The following is a 25667-nucleotide window of genomic DNA, read 5'->3' on the forward strand; positions in this document are numbered from 1 at the left end:
AACAACCGCGCGTCCGCTTCCGTCACAGTGTCACTATCCGCCGGGAAACCGGCCTCTTCGTCCGAAGGTTCACGAAACCGGCAGAGCGCGGTCGAGCCCGGTCACGAACAGGCCCGAACGATCAGCCAGCTCGATGGTGGCCGCCCGCTCCAGAACCAGCGCCCGGCCGGCCTCCACGGCAATGCCCGCAAGGCCCGTCGCCAGCGCGCTCTCGACGGTCGAAGGTCCGATGGAGGGCAGATCGGCGCGCAGGTCCTGTTGCGGCTTGCAGAGCTTGACCAGCACGCCGCGGCGACGCTGCGAAATCCGTCCGTCGCGACGCAGGCCCGCCACGCGCGCGATCATCGCATCGGTGCCCTCGGGGCCTTCAAGCGCCACGACCCGTCCCCCGACCGCGATGGCACCCTGCCCGACATCGAGCGTGCCCAGCGCATTGGCTGCAGCCGTCGCCACAGCGATATCCCGCTGATCGTCGTCATCCGGCGAAATCCGCCCGATCGGCCCGATCTCGGCCAGGAGCTCCGGCACGATGTCCTGGACGCCGATGACGCGGGCGCCGCTCGCCTCGATCAACGCAATCGCCATTTTCAGAACAGCGTCGTCGCCGCCCGAAATCAGCGTCTTCAACACCGCCGGCACGCGCGACAGCGTCTTGAGCGTCGGCCGGATATCCCGCCATTCCGGCCGCCGCTGCACGCCGCCGGACAGCACGACGCGGTCGATGCCTTCGTTTCGGAATGTCGCGCTGATATCGCGGAAATTTCCGATCCCCAGCGTGCGGCTGTCATAACCGCCCCACCCATCTCCGGCCTCGCCAGTCAGCGTGATGATAAAGGGATTTTCGCCATGCGCCCGCGCCGCATCCGCAACGTGATGCGGCAGGCGCCCGCCGCCGGCGATGATCGCCAGACGGCCCCGACCCTCGCGGTTTCCAGCCGATTCCGGGCTCTGGCCCGGCACGGCGCTCAGCCCTTCTTTCCCCGTGTGGGGGACGAGAGTGCGCGGTCGCTTTCCGCGCCGATGAAGTCGAGGATTTCCATCACGGGCGCGCAGTCCAGATAATCCTCGCGGATCGCCGCCGCATTGGCGCGAACCGAGCCCTCGCCTTCGAAGATCGCCTTGTAGGCGCGGCGCACCTGATGGATGACCGCCTTGTCATGGCCGGCACGCGACATGCCGACGACGTTCAGGCCGGAGAGAATACCGGGATTGCCGTTCAGCATGCCATAGGGAATGACATCGTAGCTGACGGCCGAGAGGCCGCCGACGAAGGCCTGACGGCCGACGCGCGTAAACTGGTGCACGGCCGAGCCGCCACCGAGAATCGCACGGTCCTCGACCACGACATGACCCGCCAGCATAACATTGTTCGACAGGATGATGTTGCTGCCGAGCCGGCAGTCATGCGCTACATGCGCATAAGCGAGAAACAGGTTGTTGTCGCCGACGGACGTCAGGCCGCCATGCTCCACGGTGCCTGTGTTCATGGTCACGCCCTCGCGGATCGTGCAGTTCTCGCCGATCAAGAGCCGGGTATCGACCGCGCTGTGATGCACGCTCTGCGAATCGCCGCCGATCACGGCCGACGGGAAGATCCGCGTTCCCCGGCCGACGCTCGTGCGGCCGATGACCACCACATGGCTCATCAGCACGACATCGTCGGCAAGCGCCACCTGGCCGCCGACATGGCAGAACGGGCCGATGGTGACGTTCTCGCCGATGACGGCCCCGTCCTCGATAACGGCGGACGGATGAACCTTGGCGCTCTCGGCAATCATGTCAGGCTTCGTCCTTGCTGATGATCATCGCGCCGATATCAGCTTCCGCGACGAGATGCCCGTCAACTTTGGCGTCGCAATGAAACTTCCAGATACTGCCGCGCTGTTTCTGCTTGACCACGTGATACTCGACACGGTCACCCGGCACGACGGGCTTGCGGAAGCGCGCATTGTCGATGGTCATGAAGTAGACGAGATTGCTGCCGGTGGCCGTCTTGCGCGCACAGATCGCGCCAGCCGTCTGGGCCATGCCCTCGATCAGCAGAACGCCGGGCATGATCGGCTGATCGGGAAAATGCCCCGTGAAATGGGGCTCGTTCGCCGTCACATTCTTGATGCCGATGGCCGAATTGTCGCTGTCGATCTCGATGATCTTGTCGACCAGCAGAAACGGGTAGCGATGGGGCAAGAGCTTCATGATCTCGCGGATGTCGGCCGTGCCGAGAACGGTTGCCCCCTTATCGCCCATTGGGGTGTCGACCATGGGGGCGTCGCCCATTGGGGTGTCGTTCATTGCTTGTCTCCCGTCGTCGTCTTGCGCTTTCTCAAGTTGGCCCGCGCCGCGATCTCGGCCGCTTCCCGCAGGAAGTCGCGCATGGGGCGCGCGGGAATGCCGCCATACCGCTCGCCGGCCGGCACGTCCGCGGCAACACCGCTCATCGCGCCGATCTGGCTGCGGTCGCCAATCGTGATATGCCCGTTGATCGCAGCCGCGCCGCCGATCATGACGCCGTCGCCGATGCGCGTGCTGCCGGCAATGCCGACCTTCGCTGCGATGCCGCAATGGCGCCCGATGCGGACATTATGCCCGACCTGCACGAGATTATCGATCTTGGTGCCTTCGCCGATGACCGTGTCGTCCATCGCACCCCGGTCGATCGTCGTGTTGGCGCCGATCTCGACATGATCCTGAAGGATGACGCGGCCAATCTGCACGATCTTGATCATGCCGCCGCGCGGACCCGGCGCATTGCCGAAACCGTCCTGCCCGATACGGGCGCCCGGATGAATGATGACGTTGTTGCCAACGAGCGAGCAGAGGATCGTCGCACCGGCCGCAATCGTGCAGTCACGACCGATCCGGACGCCCGGACCGATGACGACGCCGGCGGCGATGCGCGTGCCGGAGCCGATCTCGACCCCTGCCCCGATCACGGCCGTTGCCTCGATGTCGATGCCGTCCTCCAGCCGCGCCGTGGGATCGACGAAGGCCGCCGGCGAGATACCGCCTTGTCCGCCGAGATTCTGGATCGGACGCAGCGCTTCGGGATGGAAGATGGCGCCGGCAAGCGCAAAGGCGGTGTGGGGATATTTGGCGAGCAGCACCGGAATATGCGGCGGCACGATCGACGCGACGCTTTCGTCACAGATCACGGCAGCTGCCTGCGATGTCGTGAACTCGTCACGATATCGCCGCTGCAACATATAGCAGATCTCGTTCGGGCGCGCACGATAGGTCGGCGCGACGGATGAAACGATCCGGTCACCGACCGTCTCGTCCTGCAGCGAAGCGCCAACGCGCTCCGCCAGATCACTCAGGCGGAGCCCGTCATGCGGCGGGAAAAACCAGTTAGCATCCATGGGCCAGACTCCAGAACAGTTTGGCATGCAGTTCTGGACTGCCGATATCAGAAATTCGACGAAATACCGAACTTGATGTTCTGCACCTTGTCGTAATCTTCCTTGGCGATCGGAACGGCGTAATCGACGCGCAGCGGTCCGAAGGGCGAAGCCCACAGCAGGCCGACACCGAGCGATGCACGCAGCGACGCATCCGTACCGACGATGCGGTCACTGGCGCGGGTGCTGACGTCGTTGCCGTACAGCGTGCCGGCATCTGCGAAGACGGCGCCACGGAAGCCCGCATCGCGCGGAACGCCCGGCAGCGGGAACGTTGCCTCGGCCGAAGCCGTGAAGTACGTCGTGCCGCCGATCGCATCGCCATACTCGCGGCTGCGCGGACCGATACCGTTCCGCTCGAAGCCGCGGATTTCGTTGCTGCCGATCTGGAACTGGTCGAACACTTCCATCTCGCCGCCCGTACCGACGACATGGCCAGCACCGGCCGACAGCGATCCGATCACGTCGGCATCGTCGTTCAGCGTGTAGTACCACTTGGCCTTGGCCGTCAGCTTGTAGAAGTCGGACGTACCGCCGAGCCCGGCAAATTCCTGCGTTGCCGTCGCCAGGATGCCTTCATGCGGCAACTGGGCGTCGTCGAGCGAGTTGTAGGTGAACGAGTTGGAGATCGACGAACGCGTCCACGGCGAGAAATTCACGACGCGACGATACGGCGACGACAGGTCGGCCAGCTCGTCATCGGATGCGTGATAGTCGAGTTCCGTGTAGTTGTAGCGGAGCGTCGAGGACAGGCGCTCGGTGATCGGCGCAGTGACGCGCAGGCTGAAGCCCTGATCCTCGTAGCTGTAGTTGTCGTCGTTGAAGTCGTTCTCGTTCTTGAAAACGTCGAAGCCGGCTGCCAGGCGATAGCCGAGGAAGTAGGGCTCGGTGAACGAGACATTGTAGGTCTTGCTGTCTTCGCCACGACCGGCTGCAACGCGGATGTACTGGCCACGGCCGAGGAAGTTCTTCTCCTCGATCGAGGCTTCCACGAGGAAGCCGCCGCCATTGCCGGCCGAGTAGCCGGCGCCGATGCCGAACGAACCGGTCGACTGATCCTGCACGTCGACGATGACGACCACGCGGTCGGACGCGGTGCCGGCCTGTGTCGAGATGTTGACAGTCGAGAAGTAGCCCAGCGCTTCGAGGCGGCGCTTGGCCGTCGCGATCATTTCCTGGTTGAAGGCGTCGCCTTCGCTCATGTCGAATTCGCGACGGATGACGTAGTCGCGCGTGCGGGTATTGCCGCGGATTTCGATGCGCTCGATATAGGCGCGCTCACCCTGATCGACGAGATAATCGACGGCGATCGTGCGGCCCGCAAAGTCGCGGTTGCCGCGCGGCGTGACGCGGGCGAAGGGATATCCCTGCGCGGCGACGCGCTTGGAGATCTCCGACATCGTTTCCTGAACGTCCTTGGCCTTGTAGATCGTGCCCTGACGGCTCTGGACCAGACCCTTCAGTTCCTCGGCATTGATGCCTTCGACCGTCGATTCGACATTGACGGCGCCGAAATCGTAGCGCTCACCTTCTTCGATCGTTATCGTCACCGTGTACTCGTTCGACGTCTCGTCGAGAACGGCATCGGAGCTGACGACACGGAAGTCGGCATAGCCACGGTTGTAATAGAACTGGCGAAGCTGCTCCTCGTCGGCACGCAGCTTGTCGGCATTGTAGACGTCCTTGCGGTTCAGGAAGGACAGGATGCCGGACTTCTTGGTGGAGATGACGCCCTGCAGACGCCCATCGCTGTAAGCATTGTTGCCGACGAAGTTGATCGAGCGGATCTTCGTCCGGTCGCCTTCGTTGACGACGAAGGCCACGTTGATGCGCCCTTCCGCGATCGGCGCCGTCTGAACGGTCACGGTCACATCGTTGCGGCCGATGCCGGCATAGGCATCCTTGATCGACTGAATGTCGGCCTGCGCGGTCGCCTCGCTATAGGCGCCCAGCGAGCGGGTCTTGACGACCGCGGCCAGCTTCTCGTCGGTGATCTTGCGGTTGCCGTTGAAGACCACCTGATTGATCAGGTTGTTCTCGCTGACGGACACGACCAGCGCACCACCGGAAACGTTGATGCTGACATTGGAGAAGTAACCCGTCGCATACAGGCGCTTCACCGAAGCGTCGATGTCGCTATTGGTGAACTCCCGGCCGGGAACGATGGTGATGTTGGAGCGAACCGTCTCGGCGCTGACGCGCGTTGCGCCGCGAACGTCGATACGACGGATCGTCGCAGCTTCAGCGACAGACGCACTGGCAAGAACGACGACGCCAGTTCCAGACGCGACAATCCCTGCAGACAGCGCAACCGCCGACACCGCGTTCAAAAACTTTGAACCAGCCTTCATGTTCTGATCTTACCTTCTTCCAATGTCCCGCGGCGAACTCGTGCCGACTCCGGTCATGCCTGCCGTTTTACCCGCTTTTCTCATACAAGCAAGGTAGCACGTTAATTTCCGTTTACTTCAATTCCCACCGTGGCTGAACGGCCACTACTGACAAGAATTATCGTAAACAAATCGTTTCTAATCAAACCGTTGAAGAGAAGCCTTGCTCCTGTTTAGCGCCTCTTCCTTAACCTTTAGCCAACCGCGCCGCTCATTCGTCCGACAAGGGACGAAATATCGTTCCAGGTGGCGAAAACCATCAGCATCAGGACCATGGCAAAGCCGATGCGGAAGGCGATGTCCTGGGCGGAGGGGCCGAGCGGACGGCCGCGGATGGCCTCGATCGCATAGAACATCAGGTGCCCGCCATCGAGCACCGGCACCGGCATCAGGTTGAGAAGACCGATGGAGACCGAGAGAACGGCGGCAAGCTGCAGCACGGCGGCAACACCGAGCGTCGCCATCTGCCCGGACGCCTGCGCCACGCGGATCGGCCCGCCGAGCTGGTCGGCCTTCATATGGCCGGTTACGAGATTGCCGATATAGGCGAAGGTGCCGGTGACGATATGCCAGCTTTCCACGGCGCCCTGCCCGATCGCTTCCAGCGGACCGAAACTCTGCAGGCGGAAATTGCCGCTCTCCTGGTTCGTCACGATGCCGATGATGCCCATTTCCATCTTGTTGCCGAACTGGTCGGTGATCTCGGTGCGTTTCGGCACCATCGGCACCTCCAGCAGCTGCCCATCGCGGCGGATTTCCACGACGATCGGCATTTCCGGGCGCACGCCCACATAGCGGCGCACGTCATCGAAGGTCGTGACGGTGGAGCCGTCGATGGAGACGAGCAGGTCGCCCGGCCGAATGCCCGATTCGGCCGCCGCACTGCCCGCCTTCACCTCGGACACGACGGGATCGGCGATCGGCTTGCCGTACGCCGAAAACAGCAGCGCATAGATGACGATGGCGAGGATGAAATTGGCGATCGGGCCGGCGGCAACCGTCGCCGCGCGTTTCCAGAGCGCCGCACCCAGAAAGGTCCGCCCGCGCTCCTCGGCCGAAAGACCCTCGAGCGCCTGGTAGTCCGGCGTGCTCGCCGCATCCTCATCGCCATAGAACTTGACGTAGCCGCCGAGCGGAATGGCACAGAACTTCCAGCGCGTCCCGCGCCGGTCGTTGAAGCCGACGAGCTCCGGCCCGAAGCCGATGGAGAAGGCGACGATCTTGATACCCGACCAGCGACCGACGAGGTAGTGGCCCATTTCATGCACGAAGACGAGCAGCGTCAGGACCAGAAGAAACGGGACGATATAGCCCACGAAAAGATGGAGGAGATCGGCCAGGTAGGTCATTGTCGTCCTTGTCAGGTCGCCGGAGGCGGGCTAGGTCGATGAAAGCGAGCGAGGTCGTCGAAAGCTGGCGCCACGCGCGCCCTTGGAAGCAAGCCCGGCGGCTCCGTCTTATAGAGGTGCCGCATGCAATGCGATATGGGCATCGAAATCACGTTTTTGCGGACCTGTCACCGCCCCGGTCCGCTTGGTGGTCATTATGACCTCAGAGCCCCAGAAGCAACGAGCCGATCTTGCCGCCGGCGCCCGTCATGGCCTCCCCGAGCGCGATGATCAGAGCCGCGAAACAGGCAACCACCAGCCCGTCCACCCGGTCCCACACGCCGCCATGCCCCGGAATGATGCGGCCGCTGTCCTTCACGCCGCAGCGGCGCTTCACATAGGATTCGAACAGATCGCCGCACTGGCTGGCGATCGACAGCACGAGCGCGACCAGCGGGATGCGTGCATCTTCGAGCGAGAAGTACGCGGCGTAGACGGCCGTTCCCGCAACGACGCCCGAGACCGCGCCGCCAATGGCGCCGGACCACGTCTTGCCGGGCGAGATGCTGGGCGCAAGCTTCGGGCCGCCGATGGCCCGGCCGAAGAAGAAGGCGAGGATATCGGTCGCCCAGACCACCGCGAAGACGAAGAGCATGGCGACGAAGCCGACCTGCGTGTCGTCGCGGATGGTCGCGAGCGAGATCGTCGTCATCCCGGCATAGGCGACGCCCCCCGGCAGCCACCAGCCGCGCCCCCCGTTCCGCCCCTCGAACCGCGACCAGACGATGGCGGCGATGGAGGCGAGAATGAGCACCGGCAAGGCATATTCGTCGCCACCGCCGATGATGAGAACGGCCACGACCGCCTGCACACCCCAGCCGGCGAAATAGGCGCCACGATCGCCTTCGGCGATCCGCGTCATGCTCGTCCACTCATGCCAGACGGCAAGCCCGATAACGGCCGAGAGAATCGCGAAGGCGGGACCGCCGATCCAGGTGTCGCCGAGCGCAACGGCCGCAAGCACGATGCCGGAGACGATCCGGAGCTGGAGCTCGCGGCTCATCAGGAACCGACCGCAAGGCTGGCCGGAGGCTGGGGGGTGGCGGACGCCGGAGCGACATTGCCGAAACGCCGCTCGCGCTGACGATAGACGTCGATGGCGCGCATCAGCAGTGCCCTGTCGAAGTCCGGCCAGTATTCCGGCATGAAGACGAATTCCGAATAGGCCGATTGCCAGAGCAGGAAGTTGGACAGCCGCTCCTCGCCGCTGGTGCGGATCACGAGGTCGGGATCCGGCATGCCGGCCGTATCGAGCCGGCTGGCGATCAGCGGCGGCGTGATCTGCTCGGGGCTCAGCCGTCCCTCGGCGACATCCACGGCCAGCGACTGCATGGCCCGGGCGATCTCGTCGCGCGAACCGTAGTTGAAGGCGATGCAGACGGTGATCGCCGTATTGTTGCGCGTCGTCTCCTCGGCCTCCAGCAGCAGCGGCAACACATCGCTGCGCAGGTTCCAGCGGTCACCGATGATGCGGACCCGCACGTTCTGGCGGTGCAGTTCCGCCAGATCCCGGCGGATGAAGACCTTCAACAGGCCCATGAGGTCGTTGACCTCCGGCTCCGGCCGGCTCCAGTTCTCCGAGGAGAAGGCGTAGAGCGTGAGATAGCGGATGCCGAGTTCGCCAGCCGCGCGCACCGTCTCGCGAACGGCCTCGACGCCCTTGCGGTGTCCCATGGTCCGCGGCAGGCCGCGCCGGGCGGCCCAGCGGCCATTGCCGTCCATGATGATGGCAACGTGCGCGGGAAGCATTCTGGCGGACGGATCGGACATGGACGGCCTGACTTCGCAGAGGAGGAGAAAATGCAGTATGCAGACTAGACCTGCATGATTTCCTTTTCCTTATCGACGAGCAAGCGGTCCACGTCGGAAATCATGTCGTCGGTCATTTTCTGGACTTTTTCCGACTGGATGCGGCTGATGTCCTGGCCGATCGTGCCATCCTTTTCCGCCTTTTTCAGGTTGTCCATGCCGTCGCGGCGCACGTGACGGATCGCAACCTTGCTCTTTTCGGCATAATCATGCGCCACCTTCACCAGCGACCGGCGACGCTCCTCGTTGAGCTCTGGCAGCGGGATCCGCAGCGTCTGGCCGTCCATGATCGGGTTGAGGCCAAGATTCGATTCGCGAATCGCCCGGTCCACGGCGTTCACCATGGAGCGGTCCCAGACGGAGACGCCGAGCATGCGCGGCTCGGGCACCGTGATGTTGGCGACCTGGTTCAGGGGGACGCGCGAGCCATAGGCCTCGACCATCACCGGATCGAGAACATTGGCCGAAGCCCGTCCCGTCCGCAGCGAGGCGATGTCGTTCTTGAACGCAGCGATCGCGCCCTCCATGCGGCGCTTCAGGTCGTTGAGGTCGATACCTTCACTCATGTTCTCTGCTCCGTGCTCGGCCCGTGCGATCCCGCTTTCTGCGAGACCCCTGCCGTTTCAGTTGTCGGTGACGATGGTGGCGCGGCCGCCGCCCGTCAGGATGTCTGTGAACCCGCCCTTCTCATGGATCGAGAAGACGATAATCGGAATGCTGTTTTCACGGGCGAGCGCCACCGCCGAGACGTCCATGACGGCAAGACCCTTGTCGAGGACTTCGCTATGCGTGAGCCGCTCGAAGCGGGTCGCGTTCGGCTCCTTCTTGGGGTCGGCCGAGTAGATGCCGTCCACCTGCGTGCCCTTGAAGATCGCCTGGGCGCCCATTTCCGCTGCGCGAAGGGCGGCAGCCGAATCGGTCGTGAAGAACGGGTTGCCCGTGCCGCCGGCAAAGATCACGACGCGGCCGAGCGACAGGTGGTAGAGCGTCGCGCGCTGGGAGAAGCTCTCGCAGATCTCCGGCATGGCGATGGCCGACAGGACCACCGTGTCGATATCGAGCTTGCGCAGCGAGGTCGCCAGCGCCAGCGCGTTGATGACGGTCGCCAGCATGCCCATATGGTCGCCCGTCACGCGGTCGCCACCCTTGGACGCCACGGCGACACCGCGGAAGATGTTGCCGCCCCCCACGACCACGCCCACTTCGACGCCCATGGCGCGTGCAGCGGCAATGTCGGAGGCGATCCGGTCGACAACGGTAACGTCGATGCCAAACCCCTGATCGCCCATCAGCGCTTCGCCGGAGGCTTTCAAAAGTACGCGTTTATACAGCGGTTCGGCCGACATCGTCACTCCTGTCGTGGCGCGCGCCCGGTCATCCGGCGCGCTGTTTGGGTCAAGCATACGGCACCCGCAGAGGCTGCATCGCATACGGAAGACCGAGCCGCCGGATGGACATCGATTGCGTCCAGCCGGATACACGAAGGGCACCGCGTTGTCCACGCGATGCCCTTCCGATTTGCGCAAAGCCGAAGAAGAATCAGCCCTTGGCGACGGCAGCCACTTCAGCTGCGAAGTCGCTCTCTTCCTTCTCGACGCCTTCGCCGAGCAGGAGGCGGGCCATGCCCGTGACTTCGATCGGCGCGCCGACCGTCTTTTCGGCTTCCTTGATGGCAGCCTCGACCGTCAGGTCGGGGTTCATCACGAAGGACTGGCTCAGCAGAGCGACTTCCTCGAAGAACTTGCGCATGCGACCATCGACCATCTTTTCGATGATGTTGTCCGGCTTGCCCGACGCGCGCGACTGCTCGATGAACACGTTGCGTTCGCGTTCGGCAACCGCTGCATCGACTTCCGTCGAGCGGATAGCGAGCGGGTTGGTCGCAGCGATGTGCATGGCGACCTGGCGGCCGATGGCGTTCAGGGCTTCCTTGTCGCCGGTGGACTTCAGAGCCACGAGCACGCCGAGCTTGCCGAGACCGTCGGCAACCGCATTGTGGATGTAGGTCGAGACGACGCCGTCCTCGACGGAGAGCAGGGCTGCACGGCGCAGCGTCATGTTCTCGCCGATCGTGCCGATCGCGTCCTTGATGCTGTCGGAAACCGACTTGCCGGTCGCGGGATAGGTCGCGGCGTTGATCGCATCGACCGTGCCGTCCGTTTCCACGGCGACCTTGGCGAAGCCGCGGACCAGTTCCTGGAAGGCGTCGTTCCGGGCGACGAAGTCGGTCTCGGAGTTGACTTCGATGACGACCGCCTTGGTGCCGGCGCTGGTGATGCCGATCAGGCCTTCGGCGGCCGTGCGGCCGGACTTCTTGTCGGCCTTGGCGATGCCCTTGGCGCGCAGCCAGTCGATCGCGGCTTCCATGTCGCCGTTGGTTTCGCCCAGCGCCTTCTTGCAATCCATCATGCCTGCGCCGGACTTCTCGCGCAGTTCCTTCACCATTGCTGCAGTAATGGTCGTCATCGTCTTGGCCTCTTTCTGTGTCTCGTCCGGTGCGCTCGGATACGGTCGAGCGGCGTTTGCCGGAAAGTGTGTGAGGGTGTGCCCCCTCAGGATGACATCGTGATGAACAGTCTCATCCGATGTGGACCCGCGCCGTGGCGGTATCCTCGAAAAGAAGCGGGGCCGCCCACTTCATCAGTCGCAAACGGCCCCGTTCGGTCAATCGTGGCCGGCACCGCTCCGGGTGCCTTGCCGTGATCGTGCTTGATATCAGGCGTCGGTCGCGACGACTTCTTCCAGAGCCGGCTCGAGCGGCAGGTCGGCAGACGCGCCGAGGTCGCGGCCGGACGAACCCTGCTGACGGGCGATGCCGTCGAGAGCGGCACGGGCGATCAGGTCGCAGTAGAGCGAGATGGCGCGCGAAGCGTCGTCATTGCCGGGGATCGCATAGTCGATCTGGTCCGGGTCGCAGTTCGAGTCGATGACGGCGACGACCGGGATGCCGAGACGCTTGGCTTCTTCGATCGCGATCGACTCCTTGTTGGTGTCGATGATGAACATCAGGTCGGGAACGCCGCCCATGTCGCGGATACCGCCGAGAGCGCGGTTGAGCTTTTCGCGCTCGCGCTCGAGGTTCAGGCGTTCCTTCTTGGTGAAGCCCGAAGCGTCGGAAGCGAGAATTTCGTCGAGCTTGCGCAGGCGCTGGATCGAGTTGGAGATCGTCTTCCAGTTGGTCATCATGCCGCCGAGCCAGCGGGCGTTGACGTAGTACTGGGCCGAACGCTTGGCGCTGTCGGCGATGATTTCCGACGCCTGGCGCTTGGTGCCGACGAAGAGAACGCGGCCGCCCTTGGCAACCGTGTCGCTGACGGCCTGAAGGGCGCGCGACAGCATGGGCACGGTCTGTGCAAGGTCGATGATGTGAACGTTGGAACGCTCGCCGAAGATGTAGGGCTTCATCTTCGGGTTCCAGCGGTGAGTCTGGTGGCCGAAGTGAACACCAGCTTCAAGAAGCTGGCGCATGCTGAAATCGGGCAATGCCATGCCGTTTATCCTTTTCCGGTTGAACCTCCGTGGGGAAAACAGCAGGTTCGGATGAACCTGCCACCGGGCGGAACGCAACGGATGTCTCCCGAAACGTCCCAGACCCCACGTGTGGAATGCGGCCGCCATACAGCGGGACGCCGTGAATATCAAGGAAAAAGGCGTGAAGTTCGAGGTTTTATGCCCTCAACTGCCGATGCCGCCTACTTGCAGGTGCCCTCGCCGCCCTGCTTGAACATTTCGAGATTGGCCAGCTTGCCGCTGAGCACGAAGTCTCCGTAATCCATCGTTAGATCGCGCGTGATGCCGTTTTCATAGAGCTTGAAGGCCATGCGGTAGATCGGCACCGCGTCCCCGGTCGCCTCGTCGTTGAAATAGGAGATCGTCACGGGCCAGAACGGCTTTTGCGCCATCACGCCGGCCTTGCCGACATCCGCATCCTCATCGCCGGCCTTCGGCTTGTGCTGCGCGCCGACCAGCGTCGTCGTCACCAGCGTCTTGTCGCCGCTGTCGGAGCCGTCGAAGATCCGCGATTCGAAGATCTTGTCGCCGCGCTTGGCGCGGTCGATCACTTCGAGCATGTGTTCGGTCGGAAACAGGCTGTGGGCCAGCGCCACCTCCCGCTTGTCCGGCGCCGTCAGGTCCACCGTCACGCCGTCTTTCACGTCATGGGCGAGCCCGCGCACTTCCTTGTCGAGCTTTTCGTCGGTGAAAGATCGCGTAAGGAAACGGAAATTGCCGGTCTTCAGGTCCTCGAAGGTCGTCGTCTGCTGGTCCGTCAGCCGCACGTCCTCGCCGGTATCCACCTTGGTCACGAAGCGGAAGCTCACCGTATAGCCATCGCAGGCCGAGCCGTTGAACTCGTAGACCATGCGGCCATACATGCTGGAAATGCCCGAGCGCTCGGAGGAATCCTTCAGCTCCAGATCATAGACGGCACGATGCGGAACCAGGATGTTCGCCGTGGCGTTCCCCGTCCCGACCACCGTCGTCCCCAGAAGTGCTGCGGATACGACGACGGATCGGGTCATGCCTGAACGAAACATTCAACTGCTCCTGTTGGATCGACGCGCGATGCTATATGGAAGCATGCGTCGAAAGCGAAGCCCCGGATCTGTTTCCGTTGCAACGCACAAACACGTGCATGACGCATTCCCCATGAGAATACAATATTGTCCGGAGACATCCATGTCCGCAGAAATCGAAGCCCGCATCGAACAGCTCGGCATCACCCTGCCGGTTGCTGCCGCCCCGGCCGCAAACTACGTCCCCTTCGTCATCAGCGGCCAGCACCTCTACATTTCCGGACAGCTGCCGATGGAAAACGGCAAGGTCGCCGTGCTCGGCCTCGTCGGCGCTGACGTCGATGTGACCGCCGCGCAGCGCGCCGCCGAACTCTGCGCCATCAACGTGCTGGCCCAGGCCAAGGCGGCGCTTGACGGCGATCTCGGCCGCATCCGCCGCATCGTCAAGCTGAACGGCTTCATCGCCTCCGCCCCCGGCTTCACCGACCAGCACCTCGTCATGAACGGCGCGTCGAACCTCATCGTCACCATCCTCGGCGAAGCCGGCGTCCACGCCCGCGCCGCCGTCGGCATGGCCGGCCTTCCCTTCAACGCCGCCGTCGAGATCGACGCCGTCATCGAAATCGCGTGATCGGCATGCCCCGTGCTTCTTTTCTGAAAGCCCAGCCGGTCGCCCATCGCGGCTACCACGACATGAACAATGCGATCTGGGAAAACACCATTTCCGCCTTCCAGCGCGCCATCGAGCACGGCTACGCCATCGAGTGCGACCTGCAATACACGGCCGACGGCGTGCCCGTCGTCTTCCACGATGACGACATGCAGCGCCTCTGCGGCGTCGAGGGCGACATCCGCGTGAAGACCGTCGGCGAGCTCGGCCTGTTCTCCATCGGCAACACGTCCGACCGCATCCCCTCGCTCTCCCAGCTCCTGCGTCTCGTCAAGGGCCGCGTCCCCCTGGTGCTGGAGCTGAAGGGCCGTCAGGGCGACGATGAAGGCTTTGCCGATTCCGTGGTCGATATCCTCGAACATTACGACGGCCCCGTCGCCCTGATGAGCTTCGACCACTGGCTGCTGAAGGACCTGAAGGCGCTCGAATCGCGCTTCCCTCTCGGCCTCACCGCCGAAGGCGCGCGACCGGAGGACTTCGCCCTCCACGAGGAAGCCATGGCGCTCGGTCTCGATTTCATCTCCTACCACTACGGCCACTTGCCGAACCCCTTCATTTCGGCACAGCGCGACCGCGGCCGGACGATCATCACCTGGACGGTGCGGGACGAGGCGGCGGCGGACCACACCTTCCTCCATGCCGACCAGATGACCTTCGAAGGCTTCGAGCCGCGCGTGCGCGCGACCGGGGACATGGTGGCCTGACGCATGGCAGATGAAGTCAGCATCCGCATCGAGACGTCGTTCAGGGACATCGACAAGGCCGCGTGGGATCGCCTCATCGGCGCATCGAAGGGCTCAAGCACCGCCGAAGTGCCTTACAATCCTTTCGTCTCCCATGCCTATCTCTCCGCGCTGGAGGATTCCGGCTCGGCGATCGCGGAGACCGGCTGGCTCGGCCAGCATCTGCTGATGGAGGACGGCAACGGCGCGCTGGCCGGCGCGCTCGTCTGCTACCTGAAGAACCACAGCCAGGGCGAATACGTCTTCGACCACGGCTGGGCCGATGCGCTGGAGCGGGCAGGCGGGCGCTATTACCCGAAGCTTCAGAGCTCCGTGCCCTTCACGCCGGCAACCGGCCCGCGCCTGCTGGCAACGTCGGAGCCCTTCGCGCCGGAAGCCGTGCACATGGCGCTGGCGGCGGGCCTGACGGAGCTTGCCAAGCGCCACAAGGTCTCCTCCGCCCACGTCACCTTCGTGCCCGAAGCGGAAATCCCGACCTTCGAGGACGCCGACTTCCTCCATCGCACCGACCAGCAGTTCCACTTCACCAATAACGGCTATGCCAGCCACGACGACTTTCTGGAGACGCTCGCCTCCCGCAAGCGCAAGGCCCTGAAGAAGGAGCGCCGGGCGGCGCTCGAAAACGGCATCACCGTGGACTGGCTGACCGGCGCGGACTTGACCGAAGAGATCTGGGATCAGTTCTTCCGCTTCTACATGGACACCGGCAGCCGCAAATGGGGCCGCCCCTACCTCACCCGCGCTTTCTACTCGCTAATATCAGAGCGCATGGCCGACGATATCCTCCTCGTCATGGCCAGACGCGAGGGCCGCTACATCGCCGGCGCCATCAACTTCATCGGCGGCGATGCCCTCTATGGTCGCCACTGGGGCGCGATCGAGGATCACCCTTTTCTGCATTTCGAGGTCTGCTACCATCAGGCCATTGATTTCGCGATCTCGCGCGGCCTGAAGCGCGTCGAAGCGGGCGCGCAGGGCGAACACAAACTCGCCCGCGGCTACCTCCCCGTCACCACCCACTCCGCCCATTATTTCACGCATCCCGGCCTGAAACGCGCCGTCGCCGACTATCTCGAACGCGAACGCCTCGACGTGGAAGCCATGGGCGACATTCTGACGGAGCACAGCCCTTTCCGAAAGGGCGAGCGGCAGGATGTGGAATCCGACACCTGAAGACGACATTTCAGACCAGAAGGGACCTCTCATGACCCAGTACGACACCAACAACATCTTCGCAAAGATCCTGCGCGGCGAGATCCCCTCCCACACCGTCTACGAAGACGACGCCGTCATCGCCTTCATGGATGTCATGCCGCAGGCGGACGGCCACGCGCTCGTCGTGCCGAAATCTCCCTCGCGCAACCTGCTCGACGCCGACCCCGCCACCCTGCCCGCCCTGATCGCCGCCGTCCAAAAACTCGCCGTCGCCTCCAAGCAGGCCTTCGCGGCCGACGGCATCACCATCATGCAGTTCAACGAAGCCCCCGCCGGCCAGTCCGTCTTCCACCTCCACTTTCACATCATCCCCCGCCACGAAGGCCACCCCATGCGCGCCCATTCCGGCACCATGGAAGACGGCGACATCCTCAAGGCCAACGCCGAAAAACTCCGCGCAGCACTCGGCTGAGGAAGCCGCGCCACGCTTTCTTTCGGCATGCTCTGGCCTGTCCCGAGCATCTGCTGCACTGCCCGAGACCTGAAGGACCATGGTGTTCGCGGGGACGACAGCAGATCCCCGACACAAGGCCTGGGGATGACGTCTCGCAAGGTGTACGCGTACGCCCCTACCGAAACGCCGCCCGCATCAAAAACAGCGCCGCGCCGAGAATTAGCAGCGGCAAGACCAGAATCTTCACGAGGTAGGAAACCGCGATCGCGATCGAGGCGGTGAAGAGGTCGGAGGAGATCGCGATGCCGTCGGTGATGACCTTGGTCTTCGACGCCACGCCCTCCGTCAGCGAGGTCACCAACCCGGATGCCGCCGAGACCGTGCCCGAGATCGCCGATTGCGACTGATCCACCGCCGATCCGAGCCGGCCGAGGAAACTCGTGTCCGGTGCGGCTTGCGGAACGGCGGGTACCTGCGTCTCCCGGAGAGCATCGATCTGCCCGACGGCCTCCGCATCGTAATCCGCATTGATCCGGTCGAACACGACGGTCGCACCCTGCCAGGCATCGTCCGTCATGCGCGCGCCGGCATGGAAGGCGACGGCATAGGACAGCGGCAGCACGACCGCACCCAGCAGGCAGAGAGTCAGCACCGCATGCACCAGCCGCTCCACAGAGCGCGGCAAACGACGGCGCGTGAGGCTGACACAGGCCCGCAGCAGCGACACGCCGGCGAGCCCGATGGCCGCGACCTTGGCGACCGGCAGGAACAGCGTCGAGAGCACGCCCGAGACGATGGCGAGCCAGAAGAGCAGGTCGGCCATCCGGTCGATGGTGTTCGTCACCGGCTGCAGCAGCTGCCCCGGGCTCGCGGTGACGGAGGCCACCCCGACCCCGCCGGTCACATCCGCATCCTTCGCCACGCTCATCACCGAGTTCATCACCCGCAACGTGCCGTAGAGCGCCGTGCTGCCGATGGTGACGTCGCGATTATACTGCGCCGCCCGGTCCGCCAGCGGATTGACGACGACGAGCAGCACGCCGAGTGCTGCCAGCGCCAGCCAGCGAAGGCACCGCATCGCCGGCCCAGGCCCTGACGCCCGACGCTGAAGCAGGCTGCTATCGCCCGCATCCCGACGCGGCATTCGCCCGTCGATCATCGCTGAGGTATTTCTGGCCATAGGGCCTCCGCTCGTCTCGTATCAGGTCATTTCGTGTCAGAACCCGAGAAGATAGAGCCCCGCCCCCAGAAAGGCGATGGCCGAGGCGATGCCGATGGCCGGCACCTGCCGGCCCAGAAAGAAAGCGAGCGCGCCGACCGCGATCGATCCGACGCGCAGCCAGAGCGGCGAGCTTTCCAGAACGCCGGTGGGAAACACGATGAGCTTGGAGACGACGCCCGCCACCAGCGCGGTCGCCACCGCCCGCACCCAGTTGAGAACCTCGGAATCCTCCCGCAGCCGCCGCCCGGCGACGACGCCGAGCCACCGCCAGATGTCGGTCGCCAGAAACCCGGCAATCGCGATGAAGACATAGCCCCAGGCATCCGGTTGCCAGTTCATGCCCATTTCCCCATCAAACCCGGCCCCATCAAACCCGGGCCTCTCAAACCCGTGCCTCCAGCCGCCGACGCCGCAGCACGTCGAGCCCCCAGGCGAGCGTCCCCCCGACGATGCCGGAGAGGAGCAGATCGAAATCCGGCGCAAACAGCGTGGCAAACGGCCCGAGCAGCAGGCCGACGACCAACGCGATATGGATGACCGGATGCCGCCCGGAACTCCAGATGGAGGCGAGGAAATAGACCGGCGTCAGGAAGAACAGGCAACCGGCGACGATCGGCGGAAACTCCGCCACATACTGGTAGAGCACGCCGACAACAAGCATATTGGCGAGCACGAGGGTCAAGCCGAGGCCCAGCACATAGGAAACCCGGTGCACCCGCGGCACATGCTGCACGCGCTCCATCGCCATGACCCAGGCCGTCACCGCAATCAGGTGGGAGACGATCAGCAGCACCCAGGTGCGGGTCTTTTCTGCCCGGATCTCCGGGATCAGCGCCGCCACCATCGGCATCAGCCGGATCGACGACAGCGTCACCGCCACGAAGGCCGCGAAAAGATTGGTACCGGACTGGATCGAACCGACAAGAATAAGCTTGGCCGGCAGCGCCCAGACGATCCCCGTCATGAACACCGCCTGATCGACAGGCACGCCCGACTGCTGCACGAAGGCCGTGAATCCGACGAAGGATATCAACAGGATCGCCGCCGGCAGGCTGAAAATGCCCTTCACGCCCTTGAGGAACCAGAACCCCGCCGTTCCCTCGCGACCATCGTCCCTGAAGTAAGCCACGCCGCCCTTCCCGCACCCGCTCCGCCTTCTCGGCTGCAAACGGTGCCTGAACCTGTATGCTGGACCAGATGGCGCGACGACCATCCCCCGTCAAGCCATTCCTGTCACGCAGCGCCGGTCGATGATCACGTAAGCCACTCCCGAAAGGCGCGACCGACACAGCGTTGCATCCAACAGGAAAACGGGACGGCATCTCCCTCGCGAGTCGATGCAGCACATTGCGACAAGGTCCCTGCGGAATCCCGGATGACCTTGACAGCCGTCAGACCCAGCCCGCACAGGTCACCCGACCTGCAACCGCCATCCCGCCCGAGAGGACACCCATGACCAGCCTGCGCGAGCGGATCGTTCTTTACGCCTGCCTGACATCCCTCACCGCGCTCAGCATCGATGGCCTCCTGCCTGCTCTTCGCGACATCGGTACCGAGATGGCTGCCGCGCCGCCGCTCTCCACCCAGTCCATCATCGCGCTGTTCATCCTCGGCATGGCCATCGGCGAACTTTTCCTCGGCCCCCTGTCGGACGCCATCGGTCGACGCAGGGCGCTGCTGCTCGGTCTCGGCCTCTACGCCATGGGTACGCTCGTCGCGCTCCAGTCGACATCGCTTCCCATGCTGGTGCTCGGCCGCATCCTTCAGGGCATCGGCGTGGCCGGCCCGAAGGTCGCCACGCGCGCCATGATCCGCGACCAGTTCGAGGGCGATGCCATGGCCCGCATCCTGTCCTTCATGTTCACGCTCTTCATCCTCGTACCCATGCTGGCGCCACTTCTCGCGCAAGGCCTGATGATGCTGGCTGGCTGGCGCGCCATCTTCGCAGCCTACCTCGCCATCGCGGCCCTCCTCGGCATCTGGTTCTTCCGCCGCCAACCCGAAACCCTGCCTCCGGCCCGCCGCATTCCCCTCTGCCCGAAAAGCCTCCTCGCAAACGCCGGACGCATCCTCGCATCCCGTCGCGTGGTGCTCCTCATCCTCGCGACCGGCCTCGTCTTCGGCGCGCAGCTCCTCTATCTCGCGACCGCCGCGGATCTCTTCTTCGACATTTACGGTATCGCCGAAACCTTGCCGCTCTACGTCGCGCTCCTTGCTTTGGGCGTCGGCCTCGCCTCCTTCGTCAATGCGCGATGCGTCTCACGCTATGGCATGGAGGCCATGGCACGCGCCGGCTATGCCGGCCTCATCGCAGCCGGACTGGCGATGCTTGCGGCATCCACCCTCTGGTCCGGCAGGCCACCGCTCGCCCACTTCCTGCTGTCCGCCTTCCCCGCCTTCTTTGCCATCGGCATCCTGTTCGGCAATCTCAATGCCATGGCCATGCGCTCGCTCGGCAACATGGCCGGCCTTGGCGCTTCCCTCATCGCCTCCGGCTCCAGCCTCGTCTCCACCCTCTTCGCCACGCTCCTCGGCCGGTTCTACGACGGAACCCTCGTCACCCTCGCCGCAGCCTTCGCAACAGCAGGAATCAGCGCCTTCGTGCTGACCGAGTGGGCACGAAAGGGTAATGACACCGTGATTGAGGCTGTCCGGTAGGGACACGGCTGACGCCTGACGTTCTTGCCTCGACGCATGTCATTGTCGCACCCAAGACCAGATCGCGGCCACACCGGACCTTGCAGACGAGCTGGAACGCCCCATGATGCTCATCATCTCCGCCCGTAAGGCGTCATCCTGAATCTTGTGCGGACGATCTGTGACGTCAACGAACGTGACAGATGCCATCAAAAAGCCCGAGCAGCACGCCATCCACAAACAAAAATGCCGGGCACAAGGCCCGGCAATTTTCGTTCTCTAACCCGCGTTTACTTCCGCGGCACCTTCGGAACCGTCCGGCCCTTGCGGGGCGAGGCGTCAGCGCCGCTGTCCTTGGCCGCCGTCGCGTCCGCGTCGTCGGACTTCGCCTTCTTCGGCTTCGGCCCGGTGTCGGCACCCACGGTTTCCATTTCGGCAGCCTTGGCGGCCTTGGTCGGCTTGCGGGGCTTCTGCTCCACCTCGGCCTTCGGCTTGATGCGCGCCGTCTCCGAGATCGTCTCGAGGATAAGCCCCTTCTTGCCATCCGGCTTCAGACCGACGGTAACCTTGACGACGCCACCCTTCTTAAGCTTGCCGAACAGGATCTCCTCGGCGAGCGGCTTCTTGATGTGCTCCTGGATCACGCGAGACAGCGGACGGGCGCCCATCTTCTCGTCGTAGCCCTTGTCGGACAGCCAGGCGATCGCGTCCTCGTGCAGGTCGAACGTGACGTTGCGTTCCGACAGCTGGGTTTCCAGCTGCATGACGAACTTCTGCACGACCTGATGGATGACCGGCGTCGGCAGCGAGCCGAACGGGATCACCGCATCCAGACGGTTGCGGAACTCGGGCGTGAACAGGCGGTTCAGCGCCTCCACATCCTCGCCCTCGCGCTTGGACGAGCCGAAGCCGAAAGCGGCCTTGGCCATGTCGGACGCGCCCGCATTGGTCGTCATGATCAGGATGACGTTGCGGAAGTCGATCTTCTTGCCGTTATGGTCCGTCAGCTGGCCATGATCCATGACCTGCAACAGGATGTTGAACAGGTCCGGATGCGCCTTCTCGATTTCATCGAGCAGCAGAACCGAATGCGGATGCTGGTCGATGCCATCCGTCAGGAGGCCGCCCTGGTCGAAGCCGACATAGCCGGGAGGTGCGCCGAGCAGTCGAGAAACCGTGTGGCGTTCCATATATTCCGACATGTCGAAGCGCAGCAGTTCCACGCCGAGCGAGGCCGCGAGCTGCTTCGCCACCTCCGTCTTGCCCACGCCCGTCGGCCCGGAGAAGACGTAGGAACCGATCGGCTTGTTCGGCTCGCGAAGACCCGCCCGCGCCAGCTTGATGGCCGACGACAGCGCCTCGATGGCGAGGTCCTGACCGTAGACGACCGAGCGCAGTTCCTTTTCGAGGTTGGCGAGAACGGTCTCGTCGTCCTTCGAAACGGTCTTGGGCGGAATGCGGGCCATCGTCGCGATGGTGGCCTCGATTTCCTTCTCGGTGATCAGCTTGCGGCGCTTGTTCAGCGGCAGCAGCATCTGGGCCGCACCGGTCTCGTCGATCACGTCGATCGCCTTGTCCGGCAGCTTGCGGTCGTTGATGTAGCGGGCCGAAAGCTCGACGGCGGACTTGATGGCCTCGTTCGAGTATTTCAGCTTGTGATAGTCCTCGAAGTAGGGCTTCAGGCCCTTCATGATCTCGATCGTGTCGTCGATGGTCGGCTCCACCACGTCGATCTTCTGGAAGCGGCGCACCAGCGCCCGGTCCTTCTCGAAGAACTGGCGGTACTCCTTGTACGTGGTCGAGCCGATGCAGCGGATCGCCCCGGAGGACAGAGCCGGCTTCAGGAGGTTCGACGCATCCATGGCGCCACCCGACGTCGCACCCGCACCGATGACGGTATGGATTTCGTCGATGAACAGCACGGCGCCCGGATACTGCTCAAGCTCCTTGACGACCTGCTTCAGACGCTCTTCGAAATCGCCGCGATAGCGGGTGCCGGCCAGCAGCGTACCCATGTCGAGCGAGAAGATCGTCGCGTCCTGCAACGCTTCCGGCACCTTCTTCTCGACAATGCGCTTGGCGAGGCCCTCGGCGATCGCCGTCTTGCCGACGCCCGGATCGCCCACATAGAGCGGGTTGTTCTTGGAGCGGCGGCACAGGACCTGAATCGTGCGGTTGACCTCGGTATGACGGCCGATCAGCGGGTCGATCTTGCCGACCTTCGCCTTCTCGTTGAGGTTGACGCAGTAGGCGGTCAGCGCGTCCTGCGGCTTCTTCTGCCCGCCCTCTTCCTGGTCCCGCGCAGACTTCGGCGCCTCGTCGGTATCCTCGACGCCGCGCGGCGTGCGCGCTTCCGAAGCGCCCGGCCGCTTGCCGATGCCGTGGCTGATGAAGTTGACCGCATCGTAGCGCGTCATTTCCTGCTCCTGCAGGAAATAGGCCGCATGGCTTTCTCGCTCGGCGAAAATGGCAACGAGCACGTTCGCGCCCGTCACTTCCTCGCGGCCGGAAGACTGCACGTGGATGACCGCGCGCTGGATGACGCGCTGGAAGCCGGCCGTCGGCTTGCTATCCTCGTCATACCCGGTGATCAGGTTGCCGAGTTCGTTGTCGACATAGTCGGACACCGTCTTGCGCAGGGCGTCGAGATTGACGTTGCAGGCGCCCATCACGGCAGCCGCATCGCCGTCGTCGATCAGCGCCAGCAGCAGGTGTTCGAGTGTCGCATATTCGTGGTGGCGCTCGTTGGCCAGCGTGAGAGCCTGGTGCAGCGCCTTTTCAAGGCTTGTTGAAAATGTTGGCACGTCGGATCCTCATTTCTTTTCCATGACGCATTGCAGCGGGTGCTGATGCTGGCGGGCGAAATCCATCACCTGCGTCACTTTGGTTTCGGCGACTTCGTAGGTAAAGACGCCGCATTCCCCGACGCCGTGATTGTGGACACTCAGCATGATCAGTGTCGCCGCCTCGGTATCCTTCTGGAAGAAACGCTCCAGCACGTGGATCACGAACTCCATCGGCGTATAGTCGTCGTTCAGAAGCAGGACGCGGTACAGGCTCGGCTTCTTGGTCTGTGTCTTCGTCCGGGTGATGACCGAGGTGCCGCGATTGGAATCACCATTCCCATCGCCACTCTTGGCCATCCGGATCGGCAGAGCGATCATTCGTCTTCATTCCCTCGTGGGGTCACAAAGCTTGGGAGCCCATTGCGACCATTCCATGACACATCCAGATAGTGTGTCTCGCAGCGATTTTAAGCCCGTTCCGTTCCACTGCAACGATATTCGAACCGCGCCTTTAAGTTTGATCGCTTTTGTCGTCGTCCGCGAGAAAGCAGAACGGCAAAAGCGGGTCCAGGCACATATGGGGACGATCCGGACACAAAAAAGCCGGCCGCGGCACCCCGCAGCCGGCTTTCGTCATCTCGAAGGGGTACGAGCCCTGTGTGGCGCCGATCAGACGGCGGCGGACTTTGCGGCCGAAGCAGCAGCTTTCGTCGCCGTCTGCATGGCATTCGCGGCCTGCGCCATCGGCGCTTCGTAAGGCTTGTAGCTGTCCTTGGCGAGATCCGTATACATGCCGCCGAGCTTGGTGGCTTCGGAGACGTATCCCTCGTAGGACGATTTCAGGAAGGAGGTCTGCAACTCGACGGCGGCCTCGATGCTGCGCACGCCGGTCAGCTTCTGCATATGCGCCACACTGTCCTCGAAGCTCTTCTTGGAATATTCCGCCGCTTCCATGGCAATCGCCTGGAAACCATTGGTGATCGTCGCATAGCTGTTGGTCATGGTTTCCATGGCGTCTTTGCCGGCAAAACCGGCATTCGAGAAGTTGAACATGCGCATTCCTCCTGATGTCTTTGGTCCCTAAAGTTTAGGTGCAGTGCACAATAAAGTCAAGTTTTGGCACTGCATCGCACCATTTCGTGATTCACAGAACCTCGTTGGGCGGGCACGAAAAAGCCCGGCGGGCATCGGCCCGCCGGGCTGAAATGTCATTCGCATCCGTCGGTTGAGGCGAGAACCTCAGAGATCTATATCGAGGATCGCCATGGAGAAGCTGAACGACAGTTCTCCGTCTTCCTCGTCGCGAAACACCACACCCAGGAACTCGTCTCCGAGATAGACCTCGGCCGACTCGTCCTTCTTGGGACGGGCCTTGACGACGATCTGCGGGTTGAAAATGCGCTTGAAGTAGGCTTCGAGTTTCTTGATGTCTTCAGGCTTCAAGTCGTGTCTCCTAGCAGTTTTCGAGTGCGGCGCTTCTCTCATGAAGCCGCAGCGGGTGTAAACCCTGCATCAACAGCGATTGCAGCCGCTACACATAAGTGGTGCAGGGAGCGCAGGTTCCCTAGAAAAGCGTCAGGCTTCAGATCTCGAAGCTTTGCAGCACCTGGTCCATCGAGCGCGACGGCTCCGAGCAGCCCGCCTCTCCCACGACCCGCGCGGGAACGCCGGCAACGGTTACCTTCGGCGGAACCGGCTTCAATACCACGGAACCTGCCGCGACACGCGAACACTGGCCGACATGGATATTGCCGAGGATCTTTGCGCCCGCGCCGATCAGCACGCCATTGCCGATCTTCGGATGCCGGTCGCTGCCCTCCTTGCCGGTGCCGCCCAACGTCACCCCGTGCAGGATCGAGACATTGTCGCCAATCACGGCGGTTTCACCGACGACGAGGCCGGTGGCATGATCGAGGAAGATCCCCTTGCCGATCCGCGCGCCGGGGTTGATGTCGGTCTGGAAGACCGAGGACGAGCGGCTTTGCAGGTAGAGCGCCAGATCGCGCCGTCCGCGCAGGAGCAGCCAATGGGCCAGCCGATGGGTCTGGATGGCGTGGAAACCCTTGAAGTAGAGGATGACCTCCATGAAGCGGGTGCAGGCGGGGTCGCGGTCGTAGACGGCCTGGATATCGACGCGCAGGATACCCGCCCAGTCCGGCCAGTCTTCCGCCATGTCCAGAAAGGCCTGCCGAATCAGGCTCGCATCGAGATCCGCATGGTCGAGCCGCTGCCCGATCCGGTGAATGACGCTTTCCTCCAGCGAGCGCTGGTTGATGATCGTGGAATAGAAGAATGCAGCGAGCATCGGCTCTTGAAGCGCGGCATGCCGCGCCTCGTCCTGCAGGCTGTCCCAGATCGGGTCCATCGTCTTGACGGTATCGTTCGCACGCATGTCCGTGATCATGTCAGTCCTGGCGACCATGTCGCACTCCTTCGCGGCCGCATATTGCCTGCGGATGGGGTTCTCAGGGTCCGTTTGGAAACCGGAACGACCTCTCCGG

At 63.5% G+C, this 25667-nt stretch carries 26 protein-coding genes; 5 read left to right on the plus strand and 21 right to left on the minus strand.

Translation table 11 applies throughout. From position 1 onward, the window contains the following. Nucleotides 1-69 precede the first annotated feature (69 nt). The 13 genes from GA0004734_RS12150 to GA0004734_RS12210 all read right to left on the minus strand — a co-directional run bounded on the left by GA0004734_RS12150 (nt 70) and on the right by GA0004734_RS12210 (nt 13520). Complete coding sequence (locus tag GA0004734_RS12150; protein WP_092934019.1) at nt 70-960, minus strand: LpxI family protein; 891 nt, start codon at nt 958-960, stop codon at nt 70-72. A 5-nt stretch (nt 961-965) separates the two neighbouring features. Beyond that, complete coding sequence (gene lpxA, locus GA0004734_RS12155; protein ID WP_092934021.1) at nt 966-1778, minus strand: acyl-ACP--UDP-N-acetylglucosamine O-acyltransferase; 813 nt, start codon at nt 1776-1778, stop codon at nt 966-968. A 1-nt stretch (nt 1779) separates the two neighbouring features. Then, the gene (gene fabZ, locus GA0004734_RS12160; protein ID WP_092934023.1) at nt 1780-2247 is read right to left on the minus strand and encodes a 3-hydroxyacyl-ACP dehydratase FabZ; all 468 of its coding nucleotides are present in this window, start codon (nt 2245-2247) and stop codon (nt 1780-1782) included. A 41-nt stretch (nt 2248-2288) separates the two neighbouring features. Continuing rightward, nucleotides 2289-3359: a UDP-3-O-(3-hydroxymyristoyl)glucosamine N-acyltransferase gene (gene lpxD, locus GA0004734_RS12165; protein ID WP_092934025.1), complete on the minus strand. Its 1071-nt coding sequence runs from the start codon at nt 3357-3359 to the stop codon at nt 2289-2291. Between the two features lie 47 nt (nt 3360-3406). Then, nucleotides 3407-5749: an outer membrane protein assembly factor BamA gene (bamA, locus tag GA0004734_RS12170; RefSeq protein ID WP_092934027.1), complete on the minus strand. Its 2343-nt coding sequence runs from the start codon at nt 5747-5749 to the stop codon at nt 3407-3409. A 233-nt stretch (nt 5750-5982) separates the two neighbouring features. Next, a complete protein-coding gene (gene rseP, locus GA0004734_RS12175) occupies nt 5983-7137 on the minus strand; it encodes an RIP metalloprotease RseP (RefSeq protein WP_092934029.1) in 1155 nt (384 codons plus the stop codon). 202 nt (nt 7138-7339) lie between these two features. Continuing rightward, a complete protein-coding gene (locus GA0004734_RS12180; protein ID WP_092934031.1) occupies nt 7340-8179 on the minus strand; it encodes a phosphatidate cytidylyltransferase in 840 nt (279 codons plus the stop codon). Further along, nucleotides 8179-8946 carry an isoprenyl transferase gene (locus tag GA0004734_RS12185; protein WP_092934033.1) on the minus strand — a complete coding sequence of 256 codons (768 nt, stop codon included), beginning with the start codon at nt 8944-8946 and terminating at the stop codon, nt 8179-8181. The genes GA0004734_RS12180 and GA0004734_RS12185 overlap by 1 nt, the downstream gene beginning before the upstream one ends. A 44-nt stretch (nt 8947-8990) precedes the next feature. Further along, the gene (frr, locus tag GA0004734_RS12190; RefSeq protein ID WP_092934035.1) at nt 8991-9551 is read right to left on the minus strand and encodes a ribosome recycling factor; all 561 of its coding nucleotides are present in this window, start codon (nt 9549-9551) and stop codon (nt 8991-8993) included. Between the two features lie 57 nt (nt 9552-9608). Continuing rightward, nucleotides 9609-10331, minus strand: coding sequence for a UMP kinase (pyrH, locus tag GA0004734_RS12195; protein ID WP_092934037.1), 723 nt, complete (start codon nt 10329-10331; stop codon nt 9609-9611). 193 nt (nt 10332-10524) lie between these two features. After that, complete coding sequence (gene tsf, locus GA0004734_RS12200) at nt 10525-11451, minus strand: translation elongation factor Ts (RefSeq protein ID WP_092934038.1); 927 nt, start codon at nt 11449-11451, stop codon at nt 10525-10527. Nucleotides 11452-11700: 249 nt separating this feature from the next. After that, a complete protein-coding gene (rpsB, locus tag GA0004734_RS12205; protein WP_092934040.1) occupies nt 11701-12474 on the minus strand; it encodes a 30S ribosomal protein S2 in 774 nt (257 codons plus the stop codon). A 203-nt stretch (nt 12475-12677) separates the two neighbouring features. After that, on the minus strand, nt 12678-13520 hold the full coding sequence (locus GA0004734_RS12210; protein ID WP_175386333.1) for a cell envelope integrity EipB family protein: 843 nt from the start codon (nt 13518-13520) through the stop codon (nt 12678-12680). A gap of 142 nt (nt 13521-13662) precedes the next feature. On the opposite strand from GA0004734_RS12210, the gene GA0004734_RS12215 reads away from it, so the two are divergent. Genes GA0004734_RS12215 through GA0004734_RS12230 form a run of 4 tightly spaced genes read left to right on the plus strand, consistent with a single transcriptional unit; the run spans nt 13663 to nt 16539 of the window. Beyond that, on the plus strand, nt 13663-14130 hold the full coding sequence (locus GA0004734_RS12215) for a RidA family protein (protein ID WP_092934042.1): 468 nt from the start codon (nt 13663-13665) through the stop codon (nt 14128-14130). A 5-nt stretch (nt 14131-14135) separates the two neighbouring features. Further along, nucleotides 14136-14873: a glycerophosphodiester phosphodiesterase gene (locus GA0004734_RS12220; RefSeq protein ID WP_092936258.1), complete on the plus strand. Its 738-nt coding sequence runs from the start codon at nt 14136-14138 to the stop codon at nt 14871-14873. Between the two features lie 3 nt (nt 14874-14876). Further along, the gene (locus GA0004734_RS12225; protein ID WP_092934044.1) at nt 14877-16085 is read left to right on the plus strand and encodes a GNAT family N-acetyltransferase; all 1209 of its coding nucleotides are present in this window, start codon (nt 14877-14879) and stop codon (nt 16083-16085) included. A 31-nt stretch (nt 16086-16116) separates the two neighbouring features. Continuing rightward, nucleotides 16117-16539: an HIT family protein gene (locus tag GA0004734_RS12230; protein ID WP_092934046.1), complete on the plus strand. Its 423-nt coding sequence runs from the start codon at nt 16117-16119 to the stop codon at nt 16537-16539. 157 nt (nt 16540-16696) lie between these two features. Here the strand turns inward: GA0004734_RS12230 and GA0004734_RS12235 are convergent, their stop codons facing one another. The 3 genes from GA0004734_RS12235 to GA0004734_RS12245 are packed head-to-tail and all read right to left on the minus strand — an operon-like array spanning nt 16697 to nt 18872. Beyond that, nucleotides 16697-17701 carry a hypothetical protein gene (locus GA0004734_RS12235; RefSeq protein WP_092934048.1) on the minus strand — a complete coding sequence of 335 codons (1005 nt, stop codon included), beginning with the start codon at nt 17699-17701 and terminating at the stop codon, nt 16697-16699. A gap of 36 nt (nt 17702-17737) precedes the next feature. Then, entirely contained in the window at nt 17738-18082 is a 345-nt protein-coding gene (locus tag GA0004734_RS12240; RefSeq protein ID WP_092934049.1) for an AzlD domain-containing protein, read from the minus strand. Between the two features lie 43 nt (nt 18083-18125). Continuing rightward, nucleotides 18126-18872, minus strand: coding sequence for an AzlC family ABC transporter permease (locus GA0004734_RS12245; RefSeq protein WP_245292405.1), 747 nt, complete (start codon nt 18870-18872; stop codon nt 18126-18128). Between the two features lie 323 nt (nt 18873-19195). Here GA0004734_RS12245 and GA0004734_RS12250 point away from each other — a divergent pair, with 323 nt between their 5' ends. Continuing rightward, a complete protein-coding gene (locus GA0004734_RS12250) occupies nt 19196-20401 on the plus strand; it encodes an MFS transporter (RefSeq protein WP_092934053.1) in 1206 nt (401 codons plus the stop codon). A gap of 269 nt (nt 20402-20670) precedes the next feature. Here GA0004734_RS12250 and clpA read toward each other — a convergent pair whose 3' ends face one another. The 5 genes from clpA to cysE form a co-directional block, all read right to left on the minus strand. After that, complete coding sequence (gene clpA / locus GA0004734_RS12255; protein ID WP_092934055.1) at nt 20671-23184, minus strand: ATP-dependent Clp protease ATP-binding subunit ClpA; 2514 nt, start codon at nt 23182-23184, stop codon at nt 20671-20673. 9 nt (nt 23185-23193) lie between these two features. After that, nucleotides 23194-23544 carry an ATP-dependent Clp protease adapter ClpS gene (clpS, locus tag GA0004734_RS12260; RefSeq protein ID WP_092934056.1) on the minus strand — a complete coding sequence of 117 codons (351 nt, stop codon included), beginning with the start codon at nt 23542-23544 and terminating at the stop codon, nt 23194-23196. A gap of 291 nt (nt 23545-23835) precedes the next feature. Beyond that, on the minus strand, nt 23836-24219 hold the full coding sequence (locus GA0004734_RS12265; protein ID WP_092934058.1) for a phasin family protein: 384 nt from the start codon (nt 24217-24219) through the stop codon (nt 23836-23838). Between the two features lie 186 nt (nt 24220-24405). Next, the gene (locus GA0004734_RS12270) at nt 24406-24609 is read right to left on the minus strand and encodes a DUF3126 family protein (RefSeq protein WP_062473820.1); all 204 of its coding nucleotides are present in this window, start codon (nt 24607-24609) and stop codon (nt 24406-24408) included. Nucleotides 24610-24748: 139 nt separating this feature from the next. Next, on the minus strand, nt 24749-25588 hold the full coding sequence (gene cysE, locus GA0004734_RS12275; RefSeq protein ID WP_092934060.1) for a serine O-acetyltransferase: 840 nt from the start codon (nt 25586-25588) through the stop codon (nt 24749-24751). Nucleotides 25589-25667 lie beyond the last annotated feature (79 nt).

The organism is Rhizobium sp. 9140, assembly GCF_900067135.1.
In the GTDB taxonomy this organism is placed as follows: Bacteria; Pseudomonadota; Alphaproteobacteria; order Rhizobiales; family Rhizobiaceae; genus Ferranicluibacter.